At 72.7% G+C, this 19,364-nt stretch carries 16 protein-coding genes; 7 read left to right on the top strand and 9 right to left on the bottom strand.

Annotated elements, in window-relative coordinates:
- Positions 1-2,551, top strand: a 2,551-nt coding sequence (locus IE258_RS27085; protein ID WP_189747611.1) for an acyltransferase domain-containing protein, incomplete at its 5' end; no start/stop codon positions are given.
- 39 nt (positions 2,552-2,590) lie between these two features.
- On the top strand, positions 2,591-3,343 hold the full coding sequence (locus tag IE258_RS27080; protein WP_189747609.1) for a thioesterase II family protein: 753 nt from the start codon (positions 2,591-2,593) through the stop codon (positions 3,341-3,343).
- 649 nt (positions 3,344-3,992) lie between these two features.
- Here IE258_RS27080 and IE258_RS27075 read toward each other — a convergent pair.
- The 4 genes from IE258_RS27075 to IE258_RS27060 form a co-directional block, all read right to left on the bottom strand.
- On the bottom strand, positions 3,993-4,229 hold the full coding sequence (locus tag IE258_RS27075) for a hypothetical protein (RefSeq protein WP_189747607.1): 237 nt from the start codon (positions 4,227-4,229) through the stop codon (positions 3,993-3,995).
- A 302-nt stretch (positions 4,230-4,531) separates the two neighbouring features.
- Entirely contained in the window at positions 4,532-5,515 is a 984-nt protein-coding gene (locus IE258_RS27070) for an aldo/keto reductase (RefSeq protein WP_189747605.1), read from the bottom strand.
- A 43-nt stretch (positions 5,516-5,558) separates the two neighbouring features.
- Complete coding sequence (locus tag IE258_RS27065; RefSeq protein ID WP_229892458.1) at positions 5,559-6,626, bottom strand: NAD-dependent epimerase/dehydratase family protein; 1,068 nt, start codon at positions 6,624-6,626, stop codon at positions 5,559-5,561.
- A complete protein-coding gene (locus IE258_RS27060) occupies positions 6,623-8,008 on the bottom strand; it encodes an NDP-hexose 2,3-dehydratase family protein (RefSeq protein ID WP_189747653.1) in 1,386 nt (461 codons plus the stop codon). Before IE258_RS27060 ends, IE258_RS27065 begins: the two co-directional genes overlap by 4 nt.
- A gap of 263 nt (positions 8,009-8,271) precedes the next feature.
- Here IE258_RS27060 and IE258_RS27055 point away from each other — a divergent pair, with 263 nt between their 5' ends.
- Together IE258_RS27055 and IE258_RS27050 are read left to right on the top strand one after the other, a co-directional pair.
- On the top strand, positions 8,272-8,547 hold the full coding sequence (locus IE258_RS27055; protein WP_159329222.1) for a hypothetical protein: 276 nt from the start codon (positions 8,272-8,274) through the stop codon (positions 8,545-8,547).
- A gap of 16 nt (positions 8,548-8,563) precedes the next feature.
- Positions 8,564-9,988 (top strand): amidase, encoded by a 1,425-nt coding sequence (locus IE258_RS27050; protein WP_189747603.1) that lies wholly within the window; start codon positions 8,564-8,566, stop codon positions 9,986-9,988.
- Between the two features lie 646 nt (positions 9,989-10,634).
- On the opposite strand, the gene IE258_RS27045 is transcribed toward IE258_RS27050, so the two are convergent.
- Together IE258_RS27045 and IE258_RS27040 are read right to left on the bottom strand one after the other, a co-directional pair.
- Positions 10,635-12,509, bottom strand: a complete 1,875-nt coding sequence (locus IE258_RS27045; RefSeq protein ID WP_189747601.1) for a non-ribosomal peptide synthetase — start codon at positions 12,507-12,509, stop codon at positions 10,635-10,637.
- A gap of 29 nt (positions 12,510-12,538) precedes the next feature.
- Positions 12,539-13,348 carry a hypothetical protein gene (locus IE258_RS27040; protein ID WP_189747598.1) on the bottom strand — a complete coding sequence of 270 codons (810 nt, stop codon included), beginning with the start codon at positions 13,346-13,348 and terminating at the stop codon, positions 12,539-12,541.
- A gap of 258 nt (positions 13,349-13,606) precedes the next feature.
- Here IE258_RS27040 and IE258_RS27035 point away from each other — a divergent pair, with 258 nt between their 5' ends.
- The gene (locus tag IE258_RS27035) at positions 13,607-14,383 is read left to right on the top strand and encodes an SDR family oxidoreductase (protein WP_189747596.1); all 777 of its coding nucleotides are present in this window, start codon (positions 13,607-13,609) and stop codon (positions 14,381-14,383) included.
- Between the two features lie 158 nt (positions 14,384-14,541).
- On the opposite strand, the gene alc is transcribed toward IE258_RS27035, so the two are convergent.
- A complete protein-coding gene (gene alc / locus IE258_RS27030; RefSeq protein ID WP_189747594.1) occupies positions 14,542-15,672 on the bottom strand; it encodes an allantoicase in 1,131 nt (376 codons plus the stop codon).
- Positions 15,673-15,736: 64 nt separating this feature from the next.
- Positions 15,737-17,074, bottom strand: coding sequence for an allantoinase AllB (allB, locus tag IE258_RS27025; RefSeq protein ID WP_189747592.1), 1,338 nt, complete (start codon positions 17,072-17,074; stop codon positions 15,737-15,739).
- 250 nt (positions 17,075-17,324) lie between these two features.
- On the opposite strand from allB, the gene allR reads away from it, so the two are divergent.
- Entirely contained in the window at positions 17,325-18,146 is an 822-nt protein-coding gene (allR, locus tag IE258_RS27020) for an allantoin degradation transcriptional regulator AllR (protein ID WP_189747590.1), read from the top strand.
- 25 nt (positions 18,147-18,171) lie between these two features.
- Here the strand turns inward: allR and IE258_RS27015 are convergent, their stop codons facing one another.
- The gene (locus IE258_RS27015) at positions 18,172-18,486 is read right to left on the bottom strand and encodes a DUF5955 family protein (RefSeq protein WP_189747588.1); all 315 of its coding nucleotides are present in this window, start codon (positions 18,484-18,486) and stop codon (positions 18,172-18,174) included.
- Positions 18,487-18,660: 174 nt separating this feature from the next.
- Here IE258_RS27015 and IE258_RS27010 point away from each other — a divergent pair, with 174 nt between their 5' ends.
- Positions 18,661-19,308 carry a nucleotidyltransferase family protein gene (locus IE258_RS27010; RefSeq protein WP_189747586.1) on the top strand — a complete coding sequence of 216 codons (648 nt, stop codon included), beginning with the start codon at positions 18,661-18,663 and terminating at the stop codon, positions 19,306-19,308.
- Positions 19,309-19,364: the final 56 nt, after the last annotated feature.

Genomic DNA, 19,364 nt, shown 5'->3' with positions numbered 1-19,364 from the left:
AACCGAGGACGAAGTCCTGCCCCTACTGGAAGGAATCACCGACCGGGCGGACATCGCCGCGGTCAACGCACCCGAAGCCGTCGTCGTCTCCGGCGCCAAGACCGAAGTCGAACAGGTCGCCGAGGTTCTCACAGCCCAGGGCAGGCGGGTGAAGCGGCTGACAGTGAGCCACGCCTTCCACTCCCCCCTGATGGACCCGATACTCAAGGACTTCCAGGCCGTCGTAGAAGGGCTTTCCTTCCGCCAGCCGTCCCTGCCCTTCGTGTCCACCGTCACGGGAACCGTGGCAGGAGCGGAAATCACCGAGCCTGCGTACTGGGTGCGGCACGTGCGCCAGACCGTCCGCTTCGCCGACGGGCTGCGAGCCCTGCACGAGCTCGGCGTACGGAAGTTCATCGAGATCGGCCCCGACGCGATACTGACCGGACTCGTCGAGCAGACCCTCGACACACAAGCCGTGCCCGCCCTGCGCCGGGACCGGACCGAGGTACGAGCGGCAGTCGAGGCGGCCGGCGGCTTCTTCACGCGCGGTGGTTCGGTCGACTGGCCGGCAGTGCTGGCCGGTGGACGGCGAGTGGATCTGCCGACGTACGCCTTCCAGCACGAACGGTACTGGCTGGACCCGGAGGAACTGGCGGCGGCCGACGACACGGTTGCCCCCTCCGGCGCCGAGGTACCGGACCCCGACACCCGCTTCTGGGGGGCGGTGGCCGACGAGGACCTGGGCTCGCTGGCGGCTCTGCTGGGGATCGACGACGAGACGGGCGGCGCGCAGGAACGCGCGGCGGTCGAGGCGGCGTTGCCGGTCCTCGCGTCGTGGCTGGGGCGTCGGCGGGCCGCCGCTCGCGTGTCGCACTACCGTGTCGGCTGGACCGCCGTGGCCCGGCGTCCGGACAGCGCCACGGCACGGCTGCGGGGCATCTGGCTGCTGACCATACCGGCGCGGATCGGCGCCGACGATGCCCTGGTGACGCGCCTCGCCTCTGCGCTGGGGGGCGCGGGAGCCGACGTGCGGGTCGTCACCGTCGGTGACCCGGGGGCGGACTCGTACGACGACCTCGCCGCCGAAGTGTCGTCCCTGACGGCGGACGGCGGTGAGCTTGAGGGTGTCCTGTCGTTGCTCGGCCTCGTTTCGGCGGACGGTCCCGGGGATGCCCGGGAGGCGGCCGTCGGCACGCTGGCGCTGCTGCGTGCCCTGTCCGGGGCCGCTGCGTCCGTGCCCGTGTGGTCCCTGACCTCGGGGGCCGTATCGACGGGCGGCTCGGAGCGGGTGAGCGCTCCCGCCCAGGCCGTGCTGTGGGGTCTCGGCCGACTGCTCGCGGAGGACCCCGAAGTGCGCTGGGCCGGTGTCGTCGACGTACCCGCTCCATGCGGTGACCGTGTGCTGAGGCGGCTGGCCGAGGTGCTGGCGACCCCGGCCGAGGAGACCGAGGTGGCCGTGCGTGACGCGGGTGTGTTCGCCCGGCGGCTCCTCAGGGCGACCGGTGCGGCCGACGGTCCGGCCCGGGCCACCGCACTCGCGCCGCGCGGCACGCTCCTGGTGAGCGGCGGCAGCGACACCTGGCGGGACCGTGTGGCCCGACGTCTGCTCGCCTCCGGTGCGGCGCACGTCCTGGTGGCCACCGCGCCGGACGAGCCGGAGCCTGCGGGCACGCCGGGACCCGCCGTGGCCGGGGTCAGCCGAGTCGTCTGCGACGTCTCCGACGGCCCCGCGCTGGCCCACCTCGCCGCATCGCTGCCCGCCGGACCCGACGGGTGTCCTCTGACGGGCGTGGTGCACGCGCCGCGCGCCACCGCGTCCGACGGCCCGCTGGACAAGACGCTCGACGAAGTCCTGGGCGCCGGACTCCCCGCTCTGGCCGGCGTTTCCAGCACCGCGGGCCCGATCGCCCTGTTCCTCGCCGTGGACGTGGACGACCTGGTCGGCGCCCCGGGCACCGGTGCCGTGGCGGCGCTGACCGGCTGGTGGGAGGCCGCGGCCCGGGAACGGGCCGCCGACCGGGCGCCGGTACGTCTGATCGCCGCCGACCCCGACGCACTCGACCTCGCCGTGCTGGACCGGGCCATGGAACGGGCGGACGGGCTGCTGGTCGTCACGGGGCGGGACTGGGCGCAGTACGCCGGCACGCACGCGGACACCCGCGGCAGGCGCCTCCTGGAGGGCGTCCCCGAGGCGCGGGCGGCGCTGGCCTCGGCGGCCCTGGCCGGGGACGCGGGGAAGTCCGGCCTGCTGGCCGGGGTCGACGGACCCGAGTCGCTGCACCGTGTCCTCGCCGCCCGGGACGCCGACCACAAGCTGGAGACACTGGTGGAGCTGGTGCGCGGTCAGGTCGCCGTCGTTCTCGGGCACGCGTCGGCCGACGCCGTGTCCGCCGACGGCGACTTCATGGACCTGGGGTTCGCCTCGCTCACCGCGGTCGAGTTCGGGCACCGCCTCTCCGCGATCACCGGGCTGAAACTGCCCACCACCCTGATCTACGACCACCTCAACCCGGTCGAACTCGCCGCGTACCTCGCGGACGAACTCGCCCGCGAACTCACCGCCGCCTGACGGCGCCGACCCCTCTGATCCGACAGAAAGCAGGACCCCATGACCTCCGCAGTGGACACCGGCGTCTGGATACGCCGTTACCGGCCCGCCCCCGACGCGGGAGTCCGCTTGCTGTGCCTGCCGCACGCCGGCGGCGCGGCCAGCTACTACGTGCCCGTGGCCACCGCGCTCGCTGCCGCCGCCGACGTGCTCGCCGTGCAGTACCCTGGGCGCCAGGACCGCCGCTCCGAGGAACCGCTCGGAGATCTGCGGGAGTTGGCGGACCGGGTCGCCGACGCGGTGGGTGAAGGCGACGACGAGCGGCCCCTCGCGGTGTTCGGGCACAGCATGGGTGCTCTCCTCGGCTACGAGGTGGCGCTCCGGCTGGAGGAGGCCGGGCGCGGCCCGGTGCGGCTGTTCGTGTCGGGGCGGCGCGCGCCGAGCGCGGTCCGGCCCAGCGAGGACATGCACAAGCGCACCGACAGCGCCCTGCTGGACGGGGTGCGCCGGCTCAGCGGCACCGACGCCCAGGTGTTCGAGGACGAGGAGCTGGTCCGGATGGTGCTGCCCGCGATCCGCGCCGACTACCGCGCCGTGGAGACGTACGAGCCGCGTCCCGGCGACCGGGTGCGCTGCCCGGTGACCGTGCTGACGGGCGACGACGACCCCATGGCGACGGTGGAGGAGGCCCGCGCCTGGTCCGTCCACACCGAGGGTCCCACCGACCTGCATGTCTTCCCCGGGGGGCACTTCTATCTCAACGACCGCGCGGCCGACGTCCTCACCGTCGTCCGGGCCCACTTGGGGCTGTGACACGCCGACGCGGCCGGTGGGTCGGGTGAGGGCGGCCGGGCGGTGCGACGCCGTGTAGCGGCCCAGTGGCCTTTCGAGGTACGCGGGCCCGCCGACCGTGGTGCGCCCTCCCCGGTCGCCGAGCGTGCACCGCGTCCCGGCGGACCGTCCTCGGCGCCGTCACGCTGCGCCGCGCCCAGGACAAGGTGCGCCGGTCCGAAGCCGCGGCCCCGCCTCATCGAGATCATCCAGAACCTCCGCGAGCGCATCACCGAAGCCCGCGGGAACGGCTGGCTCGGCGAGGTCGAAGGGCTCCAGGTCGGTTTCAACGCCGCGATGGCCAAGCTCAACAGCCTCAAGCGGGCCCCGACCGATGGCCGGCCACAGTTGGCCGACCTCGGCATGCCGGTCTTCACCGACGACACACCGCCGCCTCACTTAGACGGGCGCGTCGTCAGGGCTGACAGGGGCAGTGTGGAGGGTGAAGACGGCCTGATCCGCCGGACAGACCCTAACCGCCCACAGCGACGACACCTCCGCTCACCGGGTGTTGGGGCCGGCGCACAGTGCGTGGTCGATCAGGGCGCTGGCCGCGTTCTCCTGCTCCAGTATGTGCTCCTTGGTGTCGCCGCGGGCCTCGGACATGGAGACCACAGCGCTTCGACGCCCGTCATCGGTGACGCCGGTCGGCGGTACCGCTGGTGGCGACCGACTGCCGACCGTCAGGCGCGATCACGCGGGCCTGCACACCGCTCACGCCGAGGGCGTGGATCGCCTTGGTGTCCCGACGTAACTGATCCGCCGGGGAGGGAGCGGCCGGCTGAGCGATGGCGGGGACCACCTCGGCGGTGAGCAGCGTAGCGACACCGAGTGCCATGACCAGGTGCTTTCTCAGAGTCGAAGTCATGGTTGGACGCTAGTTTCGCCCCTCACCGGGGCGCGATCCGGCGCACCCCAAGATCGGAACGGGGGATACCCCCCGGCGCGGGCCGTCGCCAGTCTGGCGCAGCACTGCCGAGCGCAGTGTGACGTTCGCGAATCGAACGCCACCGAGCGGTCCCGCCGTCGGACGGGACCGCTCGCTTGTCGAAGGAGCCACAACCTTGACCGTTTCCGCAATCCGGAAATCGCAGCGGCCGTCATCATGCGGACGGTGACCGGGAGTTTCCCTTCCCCCGGTCGGCGGCGCCCGCGTTCGCGTCCTACCGCTTATGTCGTGATCCACGCCTCCGGTGCCTCCGCGCGCGGCCCCGGGAACAATTCGTCGAGCCGGGTGAGAGCGTCGTGCGGCAGGGTGAGGTCCAACGCGGCGACCGCGCTGTCCAACTGCTCCACACTGCGCGGGCCGATGACGGGAGCGGTCACCCCCGGACGCGACAGCACCCAGGCGAGGCCGACCTGAGCGGGGTGCTCGCCCAGCTCACGGCACAGCTCTTCGTACGTTTCGATACGGCCGCGGTGCTCATCCAGAGCCGGCACCGCCCGCCCCTGCGCCGACTTGACCGCGCTCCCCTCGCGCAGCTTGGCGAGGACCCCGCCGAGCAGTCCGCCGTGCAGTGGCGACCAGGGGAGCACGGCCATGCCATAGGCGCGCGCGGCGGGGATGAGTTCCAGCTCGGGCAGGCGGGTGACCAGGTTGTACGCGCACTGCTCGGAGACCAGGCCGAGGAAGTGCCGCCGGCCGGCCGCCTCCTGGGCCATGGCCACGTGCCAGCCCGCGAAGTTGGACGAGCCCACGTACAGCACCTTTCCCTGGCTCACCAGCAGGTCCAGTGCCTGCCAGATCTCGTCCCAGGGCGCCGTGCGGTCCACGTGGTGCAGTTGGAAGAGGTCGATGCGGTCGGTCTGCAGTCGGCGCAGGGACGCCTCGCAGGACGCGACGATGTGTCGGGCCGACAGACCGCTCTGGTTGGGCGCGCCGGACATCTCGTTGCCGACCTTGGTGGCCAGCACGGTCCGGTCCCGGCAGGACGGGTCCTTGGCGAACCAGCGGCCGATCGTCTCCTCCGTATAGCCCTTGTGCACGCGCCAGCCGTACATGTTGGCGGTGTCGACGAAGTTGAGGCCCAGGTCGAGTGCGCGGTCCAGGATGCGGTGTCCATCCTTCTCGTCCACCCGTCCCCCGAAGTTGACCGTTCCCACGCACAATCTGCTGATCTTCAGTGCGGTGCGGCCCAGACGTGTGTAGTGCATACGTCTCTCTCCTGATTCCTTGCTCGCTGTGTCCGGAGGCCGGTCAACTGGCCTTGGCCGCTTGGTTCCTCGTCCTGCGGTACCACCGCACGGTCTCCTCCAGCCCGTCCCGCAGGGCGGTCGGGTCGAAGTCGATCAGCTCGTCCATCCGGCTGACGTCCAGGGTTCGCGTGCCGGGGCCGGTGGGCTTGGCCGGGACGAGCCGGATGAACTCGGGGCCGCCGAACACCGACGACAGCAGCTTGGCCAGGCCGAGGATCGAGATCTCCTCGCGGGTCCCGATGTTGAGGGTGTGGTGCCGGTTCGACTCCACCATGCGCAGGGTGGCACGCACGACGTCCCGGACGTGCACGAAGGTGCGCGTCTGGCTGCCGTCGCCCCAGATCTCGATGTCCTCGCCGCGGGCGATGCGGTTCATCAGCCTCGGGACGACCCGGCTGACGGACGCGTCGAAGTCGTCCCGCGGGCCGTAGACGTTCGTCGGTCTGGGCACGAAGATCCGCATGCCGTACTGCGTGCGGAAGAACTCTGCCAGCATCTCGGTGTAGATCTTCGCCAACGCATAGCCGTTCTCCGTGGGGACCGGATATCGGCGGTAGTCGTCGTCCTCGCGGGCCGGACTCGGCGCGAGTTCCGAGTAGATCTCCGCCGACCCCATCATGACGACGTCGCCGACGCCGCAGGCCCGGGCGGCCCTGAGAACGTTTGATGCCATCCGCATGTTCGCGTCGAGTATCAGCGCCGGGTTGCGTTTCTTGAAATCCGCATTCCCGTACAGGGCGGCGCAGTGCACGATCAGGTCGATTCGCGGCGTGGCGGAGCGGAGCGCGGCAGACAGCGCAGTGTCGTCCAGAAGGTCGAGCGAAAGGAGCCGGGCGCGGTTCGCCGATGGCGGAACCTCCAGTATTTCCGGCTTCTCGCCGCGGTGGACACACGTTACACGGGCGCCGCGTTCCAGAAGTTGTTCGACGAAATGCGAGCCGATGAATCCGAGGCCGCCGGTGACGACGACCCTCTTCCCTGCCCAGTGTTTCTCAGACACTCGGGAACGGCGGCCGGCTCCGTCGGCTCCCCGGCTCCGCCGGTCGGCCCCCCGCGTGCCGGCGGTCATGACGGCCGCGCCACGGAACGCAGGCACGCGAGCAGGGTCCGCGCCTGGACGTTGACGCTCAGCCCGGCGCTGGTGAGCCGTTCCAGCTGACACACGCTCAGCCAGGCGTACCCGGGCGGCAGCGGCTCGGCGGCGAGGGCGCCGTCGGACTCGACGAGGAGGTAACGGCTGACGGCGTTGCGGAACCGGCCGCCCTCCTCGGCGTGCACGGCGTTGTAGCGGATCCGGGCGGGCGGCGCGGCCAACACCTCGTCGAGGTAGCGGGGACGCCTGTCCTCGGGGTAGTTGGCGGGGACGCACTGGACGGTGGGCGCCACCTCGACCACCAGGGGCAGGCCGCCCTCCATGCGGGCGTGCGCCAGGACGTGGGGTACGCCGTCGAATTCGTGCAGCAGAAACGCGGCCACCCCCTCGCCGTGCGGTTCGATCAGCGGCTGCGTCCACCTCGGCACCTCACGGTTGCCGGCCTCCACGGCGACCGCGACGACATCGAAGAAGCGCCCGTCCTCGCGGCTGATCTCGCGCTCGGTGCGCGCCCAGCCGGGCAGCCCGGTCAGCGGGACCAGCTCGATCGTCCAGTCCTGCGTGGAGCGGTGCTCGGTGAGCCAGCTCAGGACTTCCGCGTCCGGGGTGAGCGCCAGTCGGCTGTCCGGCAGCTCCGCGAGAGGGGGCAAGGTGGACAGCACGGTGCGGGAGTCCATGTTGACCGTGTTGTCCCGGCGGAGCAGTTCGTAGAGCTGACCGAGGGTGAGCCAGCAGAAGTCGGGGTGCGGGGGCACCTCGTCGCGGGTCTCGACGATCATGTTGCGGTTGTGCTTGCGGTAGAACCAGGAGCCGTGCTCGGACTGCAGCACGTCCGCCAGGATCCGGCCCTGGCGCGGCCCGGCGAAGTACTCCACGTATCTGACGGGCGCGCCGCGGTGCACGCGCGTGTAGTTGCTGCGGGTCGCCTGCACGGTCGGCGACAGCTGCAGCAGGTTCGGATTGCCGGGTTCCATCTTCGCCTGCATCAGAAAATGCAGAACACCGTCGATTTCCTTCGCCAGGATTCCGAGAATGCCGACCTCGGGTTGCCGGATGATCGGTTGATGCCATTCAGGGAAGGACCCGGCCGAGGTGCGGACCCGCAGTCCTTCCACGGTGAAGAATCTGCCGGACTGGTGGACCAGGTTTCCGGTCGGTTGACGGAAATTCCAACCTTTCAGTTCGGCGAAATCGATCCGCCGCACCCGGAAGGCGTGTTCGCGTCCGCGGTCGGCGAGCCAGCCGGCGAACTCCGCGGTGGCCGGCCCGGCGCCCCGCTCGGTCACCCGGGCCGACCGGGCCAGAAGATCCGTGGTCCGCCGGTCCCAGCGCGGACCGGTCCGCGAGCCGGTCCGCAGGTCGCCCGCGAGTGCCACCGCCCGGTTCTGCGCGGTGGAGTCCGTCGTCGCTGCACGTGTCGTCACTTCCGACACCGTACGGACGTCGGGCCCCCCTATTGGCCCCCTAATCTCCCCTGTCAGAAAGCGGTGGACCGGAATTGTTCGGGAGTTGTCCCGAGCCCGGCGTTCGGCAATCTTCTGTGAGGGCCGCGGGCTTGCTAGTTTGCCGGACGGAATCGAATCGACCAGGCCGCATCCGGCTGAGACGGCGGGAAAACGAATTGTCGAACGAAACGCAGAGTGCGCAGGGAACGCATGGCGGGCAAGGTCCGCGGGTCTCGCAGAGCGCGGCCGCGGGGACGCCCGGCGGCGCGGCGGACGACGCCGCCGTCGCCGTCGCTGTGCTCGCCGACGCGGCCCGGCTCACGGTGGCGGAGGAGCGGTGGGCGGATCTCGAGGCGCGGCGCGGTCGGCTCCTCGGCGCCGGCCGGGCGCTGGAGGTACTCGACCTGGACGGGCAGCGGCTGCACCCCGCGTTCCGTCTCGAATGGAAGTGACAGGGACGTGAACCCGATGACCGAGATCGAGACCGTCACCGGAACGGCCGCTGCGGGACACGAGATGAGCGTGGTGGAGGCGGCGGCCCGCATCGCCGACGGCGGGCTGAGCCCCGTCGACCTGGCCCAGCAGGTCCTCGCCCGCATCCGCGAGGACGACCCCCGGGTGGGCGCGTACACCGTCGTCCTGGAGGAGTCGGTCCTCGAGGAGGCCGAGCGGGCCTCCGCACGCATAGCCCGGGAGGGCCCGCGCGGCCCGCTGGACGGGGTGCCCGTGTCGGTCAAGGACCTGTTCGACGTGGCGGGCACGCCCACCTGGGCCGGTTCGGCCGCGCTGCGCGAGGCCGGCGGGCCCCCGGCCGCCGCCGACGCCCCGGTGGTCGCGCGGCTGCGGTCCGCGGGGGCGCTCCTCCTCGGCAAGACGCGGATGGACGAGTTCGCGTTCGGCACGGTCACCCCGGGCACGCGCAACCCGCGCTGCCCCGAACGCTCCGCCGGCGGCTCCAGCGGCGGCGCCGCCGCGGCCGTCGCGGCCGGCATGGGCCCCCTGGCCCTCGGCACCGACACCGGCGGCTCGGTGCGCATCCCGGCCGCCATGTGCGGGGTGGTCGGGTTGAAGCCCACGTACGGGGTGCTGCCGGGTGAGGGCGTGGTCCCGCTGTCCTGGTCGCTGGACACACCCGGCGTGCTGTCGCGCAGCGTGGCCGACGCGGCCCTGGCCTTCGCGGTACTGACCGGATCGGGCACCGATGCGCACGTGGAGCCGTGGTCGGTGCCGGAGCCCGCCTCGGCGGAGGGGCTGACGCTCGCCGTCCCGGACGACGCGCTGTTCTCGCGCTGCTCCCCCGACGTGGCGGAGCGTGTCGCCGCCGGGGTGGACCTGCTCGCCGCCGCGGGCGCACGCATCGTGCGGGTGAGCCTTCCGATGGCCGACCTTGTGTCACCCGCTGTCGCGCTGATCATGGCCGCGGAGGCCAGCGCCCACCACCGCCGTGCCCTGCGGGACGGCACCGCGCTGCATCCGACGACCCGCGACCGGTTGGAGGAGGGCGCGCTGGTCCCGGCCCGCGACTACATCGACGCGCTGCGCACCCGGCAGCTCCTGCACGCCAAATGGCAGGAAGCGTTCGAGGGCGTCGACGCGTTCGTCCTGCCGACGGTCGCCATCCCCCCGGTCGCGCACGGCGAGTTCTTCCTGCCGCAGCCCGACGGCGGCATGGACGTCGTGCCCGTCGCCAGCACCCGCTTCGCCCACCCGGCGAGCCTGACGGGCCTGCCCGCCCTCTCCGTGCCCTGCGGCTCCCCCACGGACGGCCTCCCGGTCGGCCTGCAGTTCATGGGCCGCCCCCACGGCGAACAGACCCTCCTGCGGCTCGGCCGCCTCTACGAGTCCCTGAGCGGCGGCCCCTGGCCGGTGGCCGGGGTGCCGACCGGAGGCTGAACAGCCTCCCGGGCGAACGGGATCGCGGGGCGCCGGCCCGTCCGCCCGAGTCGGTTGTTGTTCGCCTTCGTGTGCGGCGGCGGTCCGGCTCGCCGTGGATGCCGTACGACGTAGGTTTGCCGTGCCGACGTCGGTGGCCTCGCGGGGCCGGCCCGTGACCGTCCAGGAGGGCGTGCAGGGAGAGGTGTTCCAGCGTCCCCGGACTTCCTGCTGCCCGGGGATCCCACGGCGCGTGGTCGTGGCCGGGCGGGGTGTGGACGCCGACGGAGTTCCGCGGCTCGGCGGACCTGACGGGCTCACCAGGACCGACGGGGACGCCCGGCCCGCCAGGCCCACGGGCATCGCCGGCCCCGTCCCTCTGCCCTTCGGCGCAAGGCTCTGCCCAGCCTTCGCCGCGCCGCGTCTGTCCGTTCCCGTGTCCGGCGGCCCGCCGTCGGCGTCCTGCGCGACGATCCGCCCGCGCCGCGAGCGCACCGCCTCTTCCGGGCCGACCGGGTGGGTACTCCAGGAGACCCTGGCGCGGCTGTCGGTTGTCCGGAGCCGTGGCTGCGCGGGATCCTTGAGAACTCACGAGATCCTGAAGAACCGCACGCCGCACGGTACGCCCGCTTCTTCCGGGGGCGCCGGCCACTGTCCCCCCGCGGTCTCAGAACTGGTCGGCGGCGAACGCGGCCAGGGTCTCCGCCGTGCGGTGTTCGAAGACGTCCTGGAGGCGCAGGGTCAGGCCCTCCTCGCGGGCGGCGGCGACGAGGCGGATGGCGCCCATGCTGTCCCCTCCGCGCAGGAAGAAGTCGTCCTCGGGCCCGATCCCGTCGATGTCGGCGTCCCCGAGACCGAGGACGTCCGCGAACAGTCGGCACAGCAGCTTCTCGCCCGGCGTGGAGGGCTCGCGCCCACAGCCCGCCGGTGCGCCGAAGTCGGGGGCCGGCAGGGCGGAGCGGTCGAGCTTGCCGTTGGGGGAAAGCGGAAGGGCGTCGAGGACGACGACGGCGGACGGCACCATGTAGGCGGCCAGCGACTCGGCGGCGTACGCCCGCAGTTCCTCCGGTACGCAGCCCTCGCCGACCGCGTAGGCGACGAGGCGCCGGGCGCCCGGGCTGTCCTCACGGAGCAGCACGGCGCACTGCGCGACACAGACGTGGCCCAGCAGTACCTGCTCGACCTCGCTCAACTCCAGTCGCTGGCCGTGCAGTTTCACCTGGTGGTCGGCGCGGCCCACGAAGACGAGGGTGCCGTCGGGGGACTGCCGTACGAGGTCGCCGGTGCGGTACATGCGTGCGCCGTCCGGCTGCCAGGGGTCGGGGACGAAGAGTTCGGCGGTGAGGTCGGGCCGGCCGAGATAGCCACGGGCGACTCCCGCTCCCGCCAGGTGCAGTTCACCGGTCTCGCCGGGTGCGCACGGCTCGCCCTGCTCGTCGAGAACGTAGGCGCGCGTGTTGGGGACGGGCCGTCGGCCGATGGTCGGCGAGGGGTGTTCCGCGAGCGGGGCGACGAACGCGTCGACGGTGCACTCACTGGGTCCGTACAGATTGAGCGCGAGCAGATGCGGCAGGGCGCGCAGCCGGTCCCACTGGACGGGCCCGATGGCCTCGCCGCCGAGCGCGAGCACCCCGAGCCGGTGGGGCAGGCCGGTGTCGAACAGGCCGCCGCGATCGAGCTGTTCGGCGAAGGTGGGGGTGGTCTCCACGACATCGACGCGGTGCTCGGTGATGTGCGTGACCAGCAGGGCCGGATCCCGGCGGACGTTGTCGTCGACGAGGTGCAGTTCGTGCCCCTCGAACAGCCACAGCACCGGGTCCCAGGCCGCGTCGAACGACAGCGCGGCGGTGTGCGCGACGCGCAGCCGCTCCCGTCCGAGGTGCCGGGTCGCGGGCCCGAAGAACAGTTCGCGGTGCGAGACGATCAGGTTCATCAGGGAGCGGTGCTCGACCACCACGCCCTTGGGGCGTCCGGTCGAGCCCGACGTGAACAGCACGTACGCGGCGTCGTGCGGCCTGAGCGGCCGGGTGCGCTCGGCGTCCTCGACGGGGTCGCAGGACAGGGCGTCCGTCGCCGCGGCGCTGCCCGGATCGTCCAGGCACAGCGCGGGCACGCCCGGCGCGAGCCGCGCGGCGAAGTCTCGGGTGGTGAGCAGCAGGCGGGGGCGCGCGTCGGCGAGCATGCCGGTGATGCGCTGGTGCGGGTAGCCGCTGTCCACGGGCACGTAGGTGGCTCCGGCGGTGAGGACGGCGAGCAGCGCGACGACCGAGTCGGCGGTGCGCGGCAGCAGTACGGTGACCAGGTCCTCGGCGCCGACGCCCTCCGCGAGCAGCCGGCGGGCCAGCCGCTGCACCCGGGCGTGCAGTGCGCCGTAGGTGTACGTCGCGTCGGGCGCGACCAGGGCCGTGGCGTCGGCACGTCCCTTGGCCACAGCGCTGAGCAGGTCGGGCAGAGGAGTGCCGGGGACGGGCCGCACGGGCCCGGTCAACGCGTGCGCCGCGATGTCGGCCGTACCCGCCGGGCGGGCGTCCTCGCTTGCCATGGTGTCGTCCTCGCGGTCCGGGGCGGGCGTCACTTCAGGAGGGCGGAGACGGTCGCGGCCACCTCTGCGGTCGCCAACAGGTCGACGTGCGCGATGTCGGGGAAGGGGATCTCCTTGGCCACCAGTCGGCCTGCCTCACCGCTGCCCGCGGAGGTCACGGCGGTCGCGGTGGACCACGCGCCGACCAACGCCTCGGGCTCCTGCTCCGCGATCTGGCTGGAGCCGCACACGAAGGACACGTAAGTGGTGAAGCCGCCGAGGAACTCCGCCGTACGCTCGTCGTCCAGCCCGGCGCGACGGCACGCGGGCTCGCCGTACTCGCGAAACCACCGGCTCAGCTCGGCGCCCAGGGCGGTGAGGTCATCGGCCTGCTCGCGCGCCTGTTCGCCGCGCTGCCGCGCCGCAGCGGTTTCCTCGGGGCTCAGCTCTGGCAGGAAGCGTTCCATGATCTGCTGGTACTGCCAGTAGAGGAAGAACTCCTGCGGGATGTCCGGGTCGAAGAAGACCACGTCCGGCATCTCGCCCTGCAGCGCCCCGATACGGTGTGCCAGGACGGCCGCGTACGGACTGGCGGCGCAGAAGCCCATCACTGCGCGCACCGGACGCCCGCTCGCCTCGACCCCGGCCATCCAGCGGTCGATCCACTCGGCGCCGGACAGCGTGGTCCCTGAGGCCAACGGCGGGGGCAGCGTCTCCCACAGGGCGTACGCAATGTCGAGCCGTTCGGCAAGATCCGTGAAACCGGCTTCCCGCCGTCCCGTACCGGGAAAGTCGACGGCGAGAACGATGCCGTCCGCCGTCCCGTCGGTCCGGACTGCCCAGGACCCGCTCCCGCTCATGATGTGCCTGCCTCCCCCAAGGAGCGCTGAAACGCTCGTCAACCGCGTTCGAACGCAGACTTTAGGCGCGCCGGGCCGGCGGACAAACCCCAATCGGCCCCCTAGTTGCCCCTGCGGCGGCGGGTGGACGGGCCGATCGCGCCGCCCCTGGCACCGGCTCGGTGCCAGGGCCGTCCAGTAGGACACGGACGGCGCACCGCTCAGGTCGACGTCCGTTCACCGCCAGCACGGGCCCGGCGGCCCGGCTGGGATGGACCCATGAACACGAACACGCACACGAACCCACTGGCCCCCGCCACCGCTCCCCTGTCCGGCCGTACGGCCCTGGTGACCGGCGGCAGCCGGGGCATCGGCGCGGCGACCGTGCTGCGGCTGGCCCGGGAGGGCGCGGACGTGGCCCTCACCTACGTGAACGGCAAGGACGCGGCCGAGGACGTCGTACGGGCCGCCGAGGCGCTGGGGCGCCGGGCGGTGGCCCTGCGGGCCGACTCCGCGGACGCGGCCGAGGCGGCGGGGGCGGTGGAGCGGGCCGCCACGGCGCTCGGCGGCGCCCTCGACGTGCTGGTCAACAACGTGGGGCTCGGCCTGCTCGGCCCGCTGGAGAGCCTCTCCCCCGCCGATGTCGACCGGCTCCTTGCGGTGAACGTCCGCGGCGTCTTCCTGGCCTCGCAGGCGGCCGCCGCCCGGATGACCGAGGGCGGACGGATCATCACCGTCGGCACCTGCATGACCCAGCGGGTGCCGGGGCCCGGCGGGACGCTCTACGCGACGAGCAAGTCGGCGCTGATCGGGCTGACCAAGGCGCTGGCCAGGGAGCTGGGTCCGCGCGGGATCACGGCGAACATCGTGCACCCGGGGCCGATCGACACCGACATGAACCCGGCGGACGGGCCCTACGCGGAGGGGCAGGCGGCCATGACGGCGCTGGGCCGCTTCGGCACGGCGGACGAGGTGGCGTCGACGGTGGCCTACCTGGCGACCGCCACGTACGTCACCGGCGCGGAGTTCGCGGTGGACGGCGGCCACGCGGCGTAGCCCGCTCCCGGGACGCGCACGAGGCGCCCGGGACATGCGCGCGGGGCGCACCGGTGCTGTCCGGCCGGTGCGCCCCGCGGGTCGGTGAGCGGCGGCGGGTGGGCTGCCGCGGCTCGGTGAGCGGCGGCGGGCGGGCCGCCGCGGTCCGTGGTGGCGGGTCAGCCGCCCAGTTCCTGGTGGCGGGCGGCGAGGTGGGCGGCACCGTCCTCGGTCAGGGAGCCGAACAGACGCAGCCGGGAGATGCCGCCGTCGGGGAAGATGTCCACGCGCGCGTGGGTGCCGACGGCCGCCTCCGGGAGGACGAAGCGGTGGTTGGTGTCGGGCTGCATCCGGGTGCGCGGGAGCACCTCGCGCCACTCGCCCGCCTCGCCGTCCTTGACGGAGACGGAGGCCCAGCCCGCGCTGTTGCCCTTCAGGTACGCCGTGTCGATCTCGATCGCGCGGATCTGCGAGCGGTCCACCAGGCGGTACTGGATCCAGTCGTTGCCCCGGTCGCGGCGGCGGCGGGTCTCCCAGCCGTCGTCCATCTTGCGGGAGCGGCCCGGCTGGATGGTGTTGGTGGCCGGGGAGTAGAAGAGGTTGGAGGCGTCCTCGACCTGGCCGCCGTTCTCCAGGGCGACCACGTCGAAGGTGCCCAGCGCGGTGAGCCAGGCGGGGTCCGGGACGACCTCGCCGTACACCCGCAGGCGGGCGATGCCGCCGTCGGGGTGCTGCTTGAGCCGCAGGTGGGTGAAGCGCTGCTCGGCGGAGACGGCGAAGCCGTTGGCCGCGTGGCCGCCCACCGGGGTGCGCGGGACGAGGGACGTCCACTTCACGTCGTCCGCGAGCAGCTCCTGCGGGGAGGGGGAGCCCGCGACCGAGGCGCCCTCGACGGAGACGGCCTGCGGGTAGTTGCCGCGGAAGTGGGCGGTGTCGACGACGATGCCGCGGATCACACCGGGGGCGCCGAGGCGGATCAGCGCCCAGTCGTGGTCCTCCTCGGTGGGCCAGGGCTGCTCGGCCGAGACGCCGCGGCGCCGGCGGGTCTCCCAGCCGTCCATGACCTTGCCCTTGTGCCCGAAGTGCTCGGGGTCGAACTCGGCGGGCTCGGGCACCAGCAGGTTCTCGCGCTGGGCGAAGAACTCGTCGTTGGCGGCGACGACACCCGCGCCGAGCTGCCGGTCGGCAAGGTTGGCGTACTGGGTGAAGGGGAGGTCGGCGGTGCGGTAGTCCGCGTACGGGTCGCCGCCTCCGTAGGGCTGGGCGTCGCCGGTGAAGCTGGCCAACGAGGTGTTCTGCTGGGCCGTCACGGTGATCAGGTGTTCCTTTCGGGGCTGTTCGGGGGGTACTGGGTTCAGGGAGTGTCCGGGCGCGTCAGGCCCGGTCGAGGAGCTGTCCCTTCGGGTCGGTGAACGCGCCGTCCGCCACGATGCGCTCGCCGCGCAGCCAGGTGGACTTCACGACGCCGTAGAGGGTCTTGCCCGCGTACGCGGTGACGCGGTTGCGGTGCTGGAGGGCGGCCGGGTCGACGGTGAAGGTCTCGTCGGGGGCCAGCACGGCGAAGTCCGCGTCGTGGCCCGGCGCGATGGCGCCCTTGCGTGCGTCCAGCCCCACCAGGGCGGCCGTGCGCTCCGACATCCAGCGCACGATGTCCTCCAGGCCCAGGCCCCGCCCGCGGGCCGCGGTCCACATGGCCGGCAGGCTGAGCTGGAGACCGGCGATGCCGCCCCAGGCGGTGGCGAAGTCGTCGGTCTTGAGGTCGGCCGTGGACGGGGAGTGGTCGGTGACGACGCAGTCGATCGTGCCGTCCGCCAGCGCCTGCCAGAGCAGGTCCTGGTTGGCGGCCTCGCGGATCGGCGGGCAGCACTTGAACTCGCTGGCGCCGTCCGGCACTTCCTCGGCGGTGAGGGTGAGGTAGTGCGGGCAGGTCTCGACGGTCACCTGTACGCCGTCGGCGCGGGCCTCGGCGATCAGCGGCAGGGCGTCGCTGGAGGAGAGGTGGAGGACGTGCACGCGCGCGTTGAACCGCTTGGCCTGCGCGAGCAGGGTCGCGATCGCGGTGTCCTCGGCGTCGCGCGGCCGGCTGGCGAGGAAGTGGGTGTACTTGGGGCCGCCCTGCTGCGGGGCCGCGGCCAGGTGGTGCGGGTCCTCGGCGTGCACGATCAGCAGGCCGTCGAAGGCTGCGATCTCCGCCAGGGACCGGGCGAGCTGTTCCTGGTCGAGGTGCGGGAACTCGTCCACGCCGGACGGCGACAGGAACGCCTTGAAGCCGAAGACCCCGGCCTCGTGCAGCGGGCGCAGGTCCTTGACGTTGTCCGGCAGGGCGCCGCCCCAGAAGCCCACGTCGATGTGCGCCTTGTCGGCGGCGACCGCGCGCTTGGTGCGCAGGTTGTCGACCGTGGTGGTGGGCGGGATGGAGTTGAGCGGCATGTCGACGAGGGTGGTGATGCCGCCGGCGGCCGCGGCGCGGGTGGCGGTCCAGAAGCCCTCCCACTCGGTGCGGCCGGGGTCGTTCACGTGCACGTGGGTGTCGACCAGGCCGGGCAGCACGACGTGGTCGCCGACGTCCTCCAGCCGGGCGCCGTCCGGGACGGGCGCGTCGTACGGCAGGACCGCCGTGATCTTCCCGCCGGTCACCGCTATCGACGCGGCGCGTGTCCCCTCGGGGGTGATGACGCGCGTCGAGCGCAGCACCAGTTCAGCTCCGGACACCCGAAACCCCTCTTTCTGCCGCCGAGTTTTTCAACGTTCTGTTGAAGTCTCCTGTCGAAGGAGTCTTCATTCCCGCTCCCGTGCCGTCAAGAGGCACCCTTTGTGCAGGCATGCCCACGGCTCAGCCCTGGACGTTTCCACAAAGCGGAATTAGAATTCCAGCAAGCAGAACGTAGCTACGTACAAGCCGGTAGTCAACCGGCCGCCGGGTACGCTTCTTTCCTCCCGCCAGCCCCGAAAGGAACGTGCCGTGCCGACGTCCAGCGCCAGCACCACCGACTCCGCCAGGTCCGCCACCGGCGGCGTCCAGTCCCTGGAGCGCGCCTTCGACCTGCTCGAACGGATGGCGGACGCGGGGGGCGAGGTCGGCCTGAGCGAGCTCTCGGCGAGCAGCGGACTACCGCTGCCGACCATCCACCGCCTGATGCGCACGCTCGTGGCCTGCGGCTACGTACGCCAGCAGCCCAACCGCCGGTACGCGCTCGGCCCGCGCCTGATCCGCCTCGGCGAGTCCGCCTCCCGGCTGCTGGGCACCTGGGCGCGCCCGCACCTGGCCCGCCTGGTCGAGGAGACCGGCGAGACGGCGAACATGGCGCTGCTCGACGGGGACGAGATCGTGTACGTCGCCCAGGTGCCGTCCAAGCACTCGATGCGGATGTTCACCGAGGTCGGCCGGCGCGTCCTGCCGCACTCCACGGGCGTCGGCAAGGCACTGCTCGCGGACTTCCCGGCGGACGAGGTGCGGGCCCTGCTGGGCCGTACCGGCATGCCGGCCGCGACCGACAAGACGATCACCACGCCGGACGGCTTCATCGCGGCGCTCGAGGACGTGCGGCGCCAGGGCTACGCGATCGACGACAACGAGCAGGAGATCGGGGTGCGCTGCCTGGCCGTCTCGGTGCCGGACTCCCCCACCGCGGCGGCCATCTCGATCTCCGGTCCCGCGGGCCGTGTCACCGAGGCCGCGACCGACCGGATCGTGCCCCTGCTCCAGCAGGTGGCGGCGGAGCTGTCCCATGCCCTGCTGACCTCGAACGGCGCGAACGGCTCGAACGGCAGCCCGGCCGCCTGAGCCAGCGCCCTCCCGCGCCCGCGGCTCAGCGGCGCGGCGGGTCCCCGAAGAGCTCCACCGCGTGACGGACCTCCGTCAGCCCCGGCTTCAGGGCGCTGACGGAGCCGATGGCACCGGCTATCAGCAGCAGGGAGCGGCGCAGCCGTGGCGCCTCGGGGACACCGTGGCCGGCCATGGCGGCGAGGTCGGCCAGCTCGTCCTCCGCGATGCCGCGGTCCGGGAAGTCGGCGGGCAGCAGGGCGAGTTGGCGGCGCAGCCGGGACACCGCGGTACGCAGTGCCACCACCCTCACGTCCTCGTCGCCGACGGTCACGTGCCTCTGCCCCAAGCTCTGCCCCAAGCTCCGCAACACAGCCCTCCCCGCCCTCCCCCTCGCACCCCGTTGTGCGCGGGCCAGTAAACGCCACCCCGCACCGGACGCGCCAGCGCGCGGACCGAAATTCAGCCTCCGGAACACCTCCGTGCACCCCGCGCGCGCCGGGGTGTTTGGCGCGCCGTCAGGTATGCAGGACGCATGACCGACAACGAGGCCCTGACGGAAGACCAGGTGGGCGACCGGGTGGCGGGACTGCTGCTGGCCGCCGGGGGCGGCCGACGGCTCGGCGGCCGTCCCAAGGCACTGCTCGAACACCGTGGACACCTGCTCGTCGAACACGCGGTCGGCGCGCTGCGGGCGGCCGGCTGCGCGCGCGTGCACGTCGTCCTGGGGGCGCGCGCCGAGGACGTGCGCGCGCGGGCGGCGCTCGACGACTGCGTCCTCGTGGACAACCCCGACTGGGAACAGGGCATGGGCTCGTCCCTGCGGGCCGGGCTCCACTCACTGACCGGGACCGGAACCCGAACCGGGACCGGGACCGGGGCGCGGGCGGCACTGGTCTGCCTGGTGGACCAGCCCGGCATCGGCGCGGAGGCGATGGCCCGGGTGCGCGGCGCGTACCGGGACGAGACGTCGCTGGTCTCGGCGGCGTACGCGGGCGTGCGCGGACACCCCGTGCTGCTCGGCGCAGCGCACTGGGCGGGGATCGCGGCGACCGCCACCGGTGACCGGGGTGCCCGCGCCTATCTGAGGGAACACGAGGCGGAGATCGCCCTCGTCGAGTGCGGGGACGTGGCCCGGCCCTACGACATCGACACCGAGGCGGACCTGGTCCACCTTGAGTGAGGAAGGTGGCACCGAGCGCCACCTTCCCTCGACCCGGAGAATCTCGACATCAACAA

Origin of the sequence: Streptomyces tendae (genome assembly GCF_014650435.1) — a bacterium.
Classification (GTDB): domain Bacteria; phylum Actinomycetota; class Actinomycetes; order Streptomycetales; family Streptomycetaceae; genus Streptomyces; species Streptomyces tendae.
Note: the sequence above shows the minus strand (reverse complement) of the source record. Positions and strands in the feature narration are given on the sequence as shown.

What these genes read in the sequence shown, in the direction of transcription:
- IE258_RS27075 (WP_189747607.1), bottom strand. Translation starts at nt 4,229, where the DNA reads ATGACTTCGACTCTGAGAAAGCACCTGGTCATGGCACTCGGTGTCGCT.
- IE258_RS27050 (WP_189747603.1), top strand. Translation starts at nt 8,564, where the DNA reads ATGACCGAGATCGAGACCGTCACCGGAACGGCCGCTGCGGGACACGAG.
- IE258_RS27045 (WP_189747601.1), bottom strand. Translation starts at nt 12,509, where the DNA reads ATGGCAAGCGAGGACGCCCGCCCGGCGGGTACGGCCGACATCGCGGCG.
- IE258_RS27065 (WP_229892458.1), bottom strand. Translation starts at nt 6,626, where the DNA reads ATGACCGCCGGCACGCGGGGGGCCGACCGGCGGAGCCGGGGAGCCGAC.
- IE258_RS27035 (WP_189747596.1), top strand. Translation starts at nt 13,607, where the DNA reads ATGAACACGAACACGCACACGAACCCACTGGCCCCCGCCACCGCTCCC.
- IE258_RS27040 (WP_189747598.1), bottom strand. Translation starts at nt 13,348, where the DNA reads ATGAGCGGGAGCGGGTCCTGGGCAGTCCGGACCGACGGGACGGCGGAC.
- IE258_RS27070 (WP_189747605.1), bottom strand. Translation starts at nt 5,515, where the DNA reads ATGCACTACACACGTCTGGGCCGCACCGCACTGAAGATCAGCAGATTG.
- IE258_RS27010 (WP_189747586.1), top strand. Translation starts at nt 18,661, where the DNA reads ATGACCGACAACGAGGCCCTGACGGAAGACCAGGTGGGCGACCGGGTG.
- IE258_RS27080 (WP_189747609.1), top strand. Translation starts at nt 2,591, where the DNA reads ATGACCTCCGCAGTGGACACCGGCGTCTGGATACGCCGTTACCGGCCC.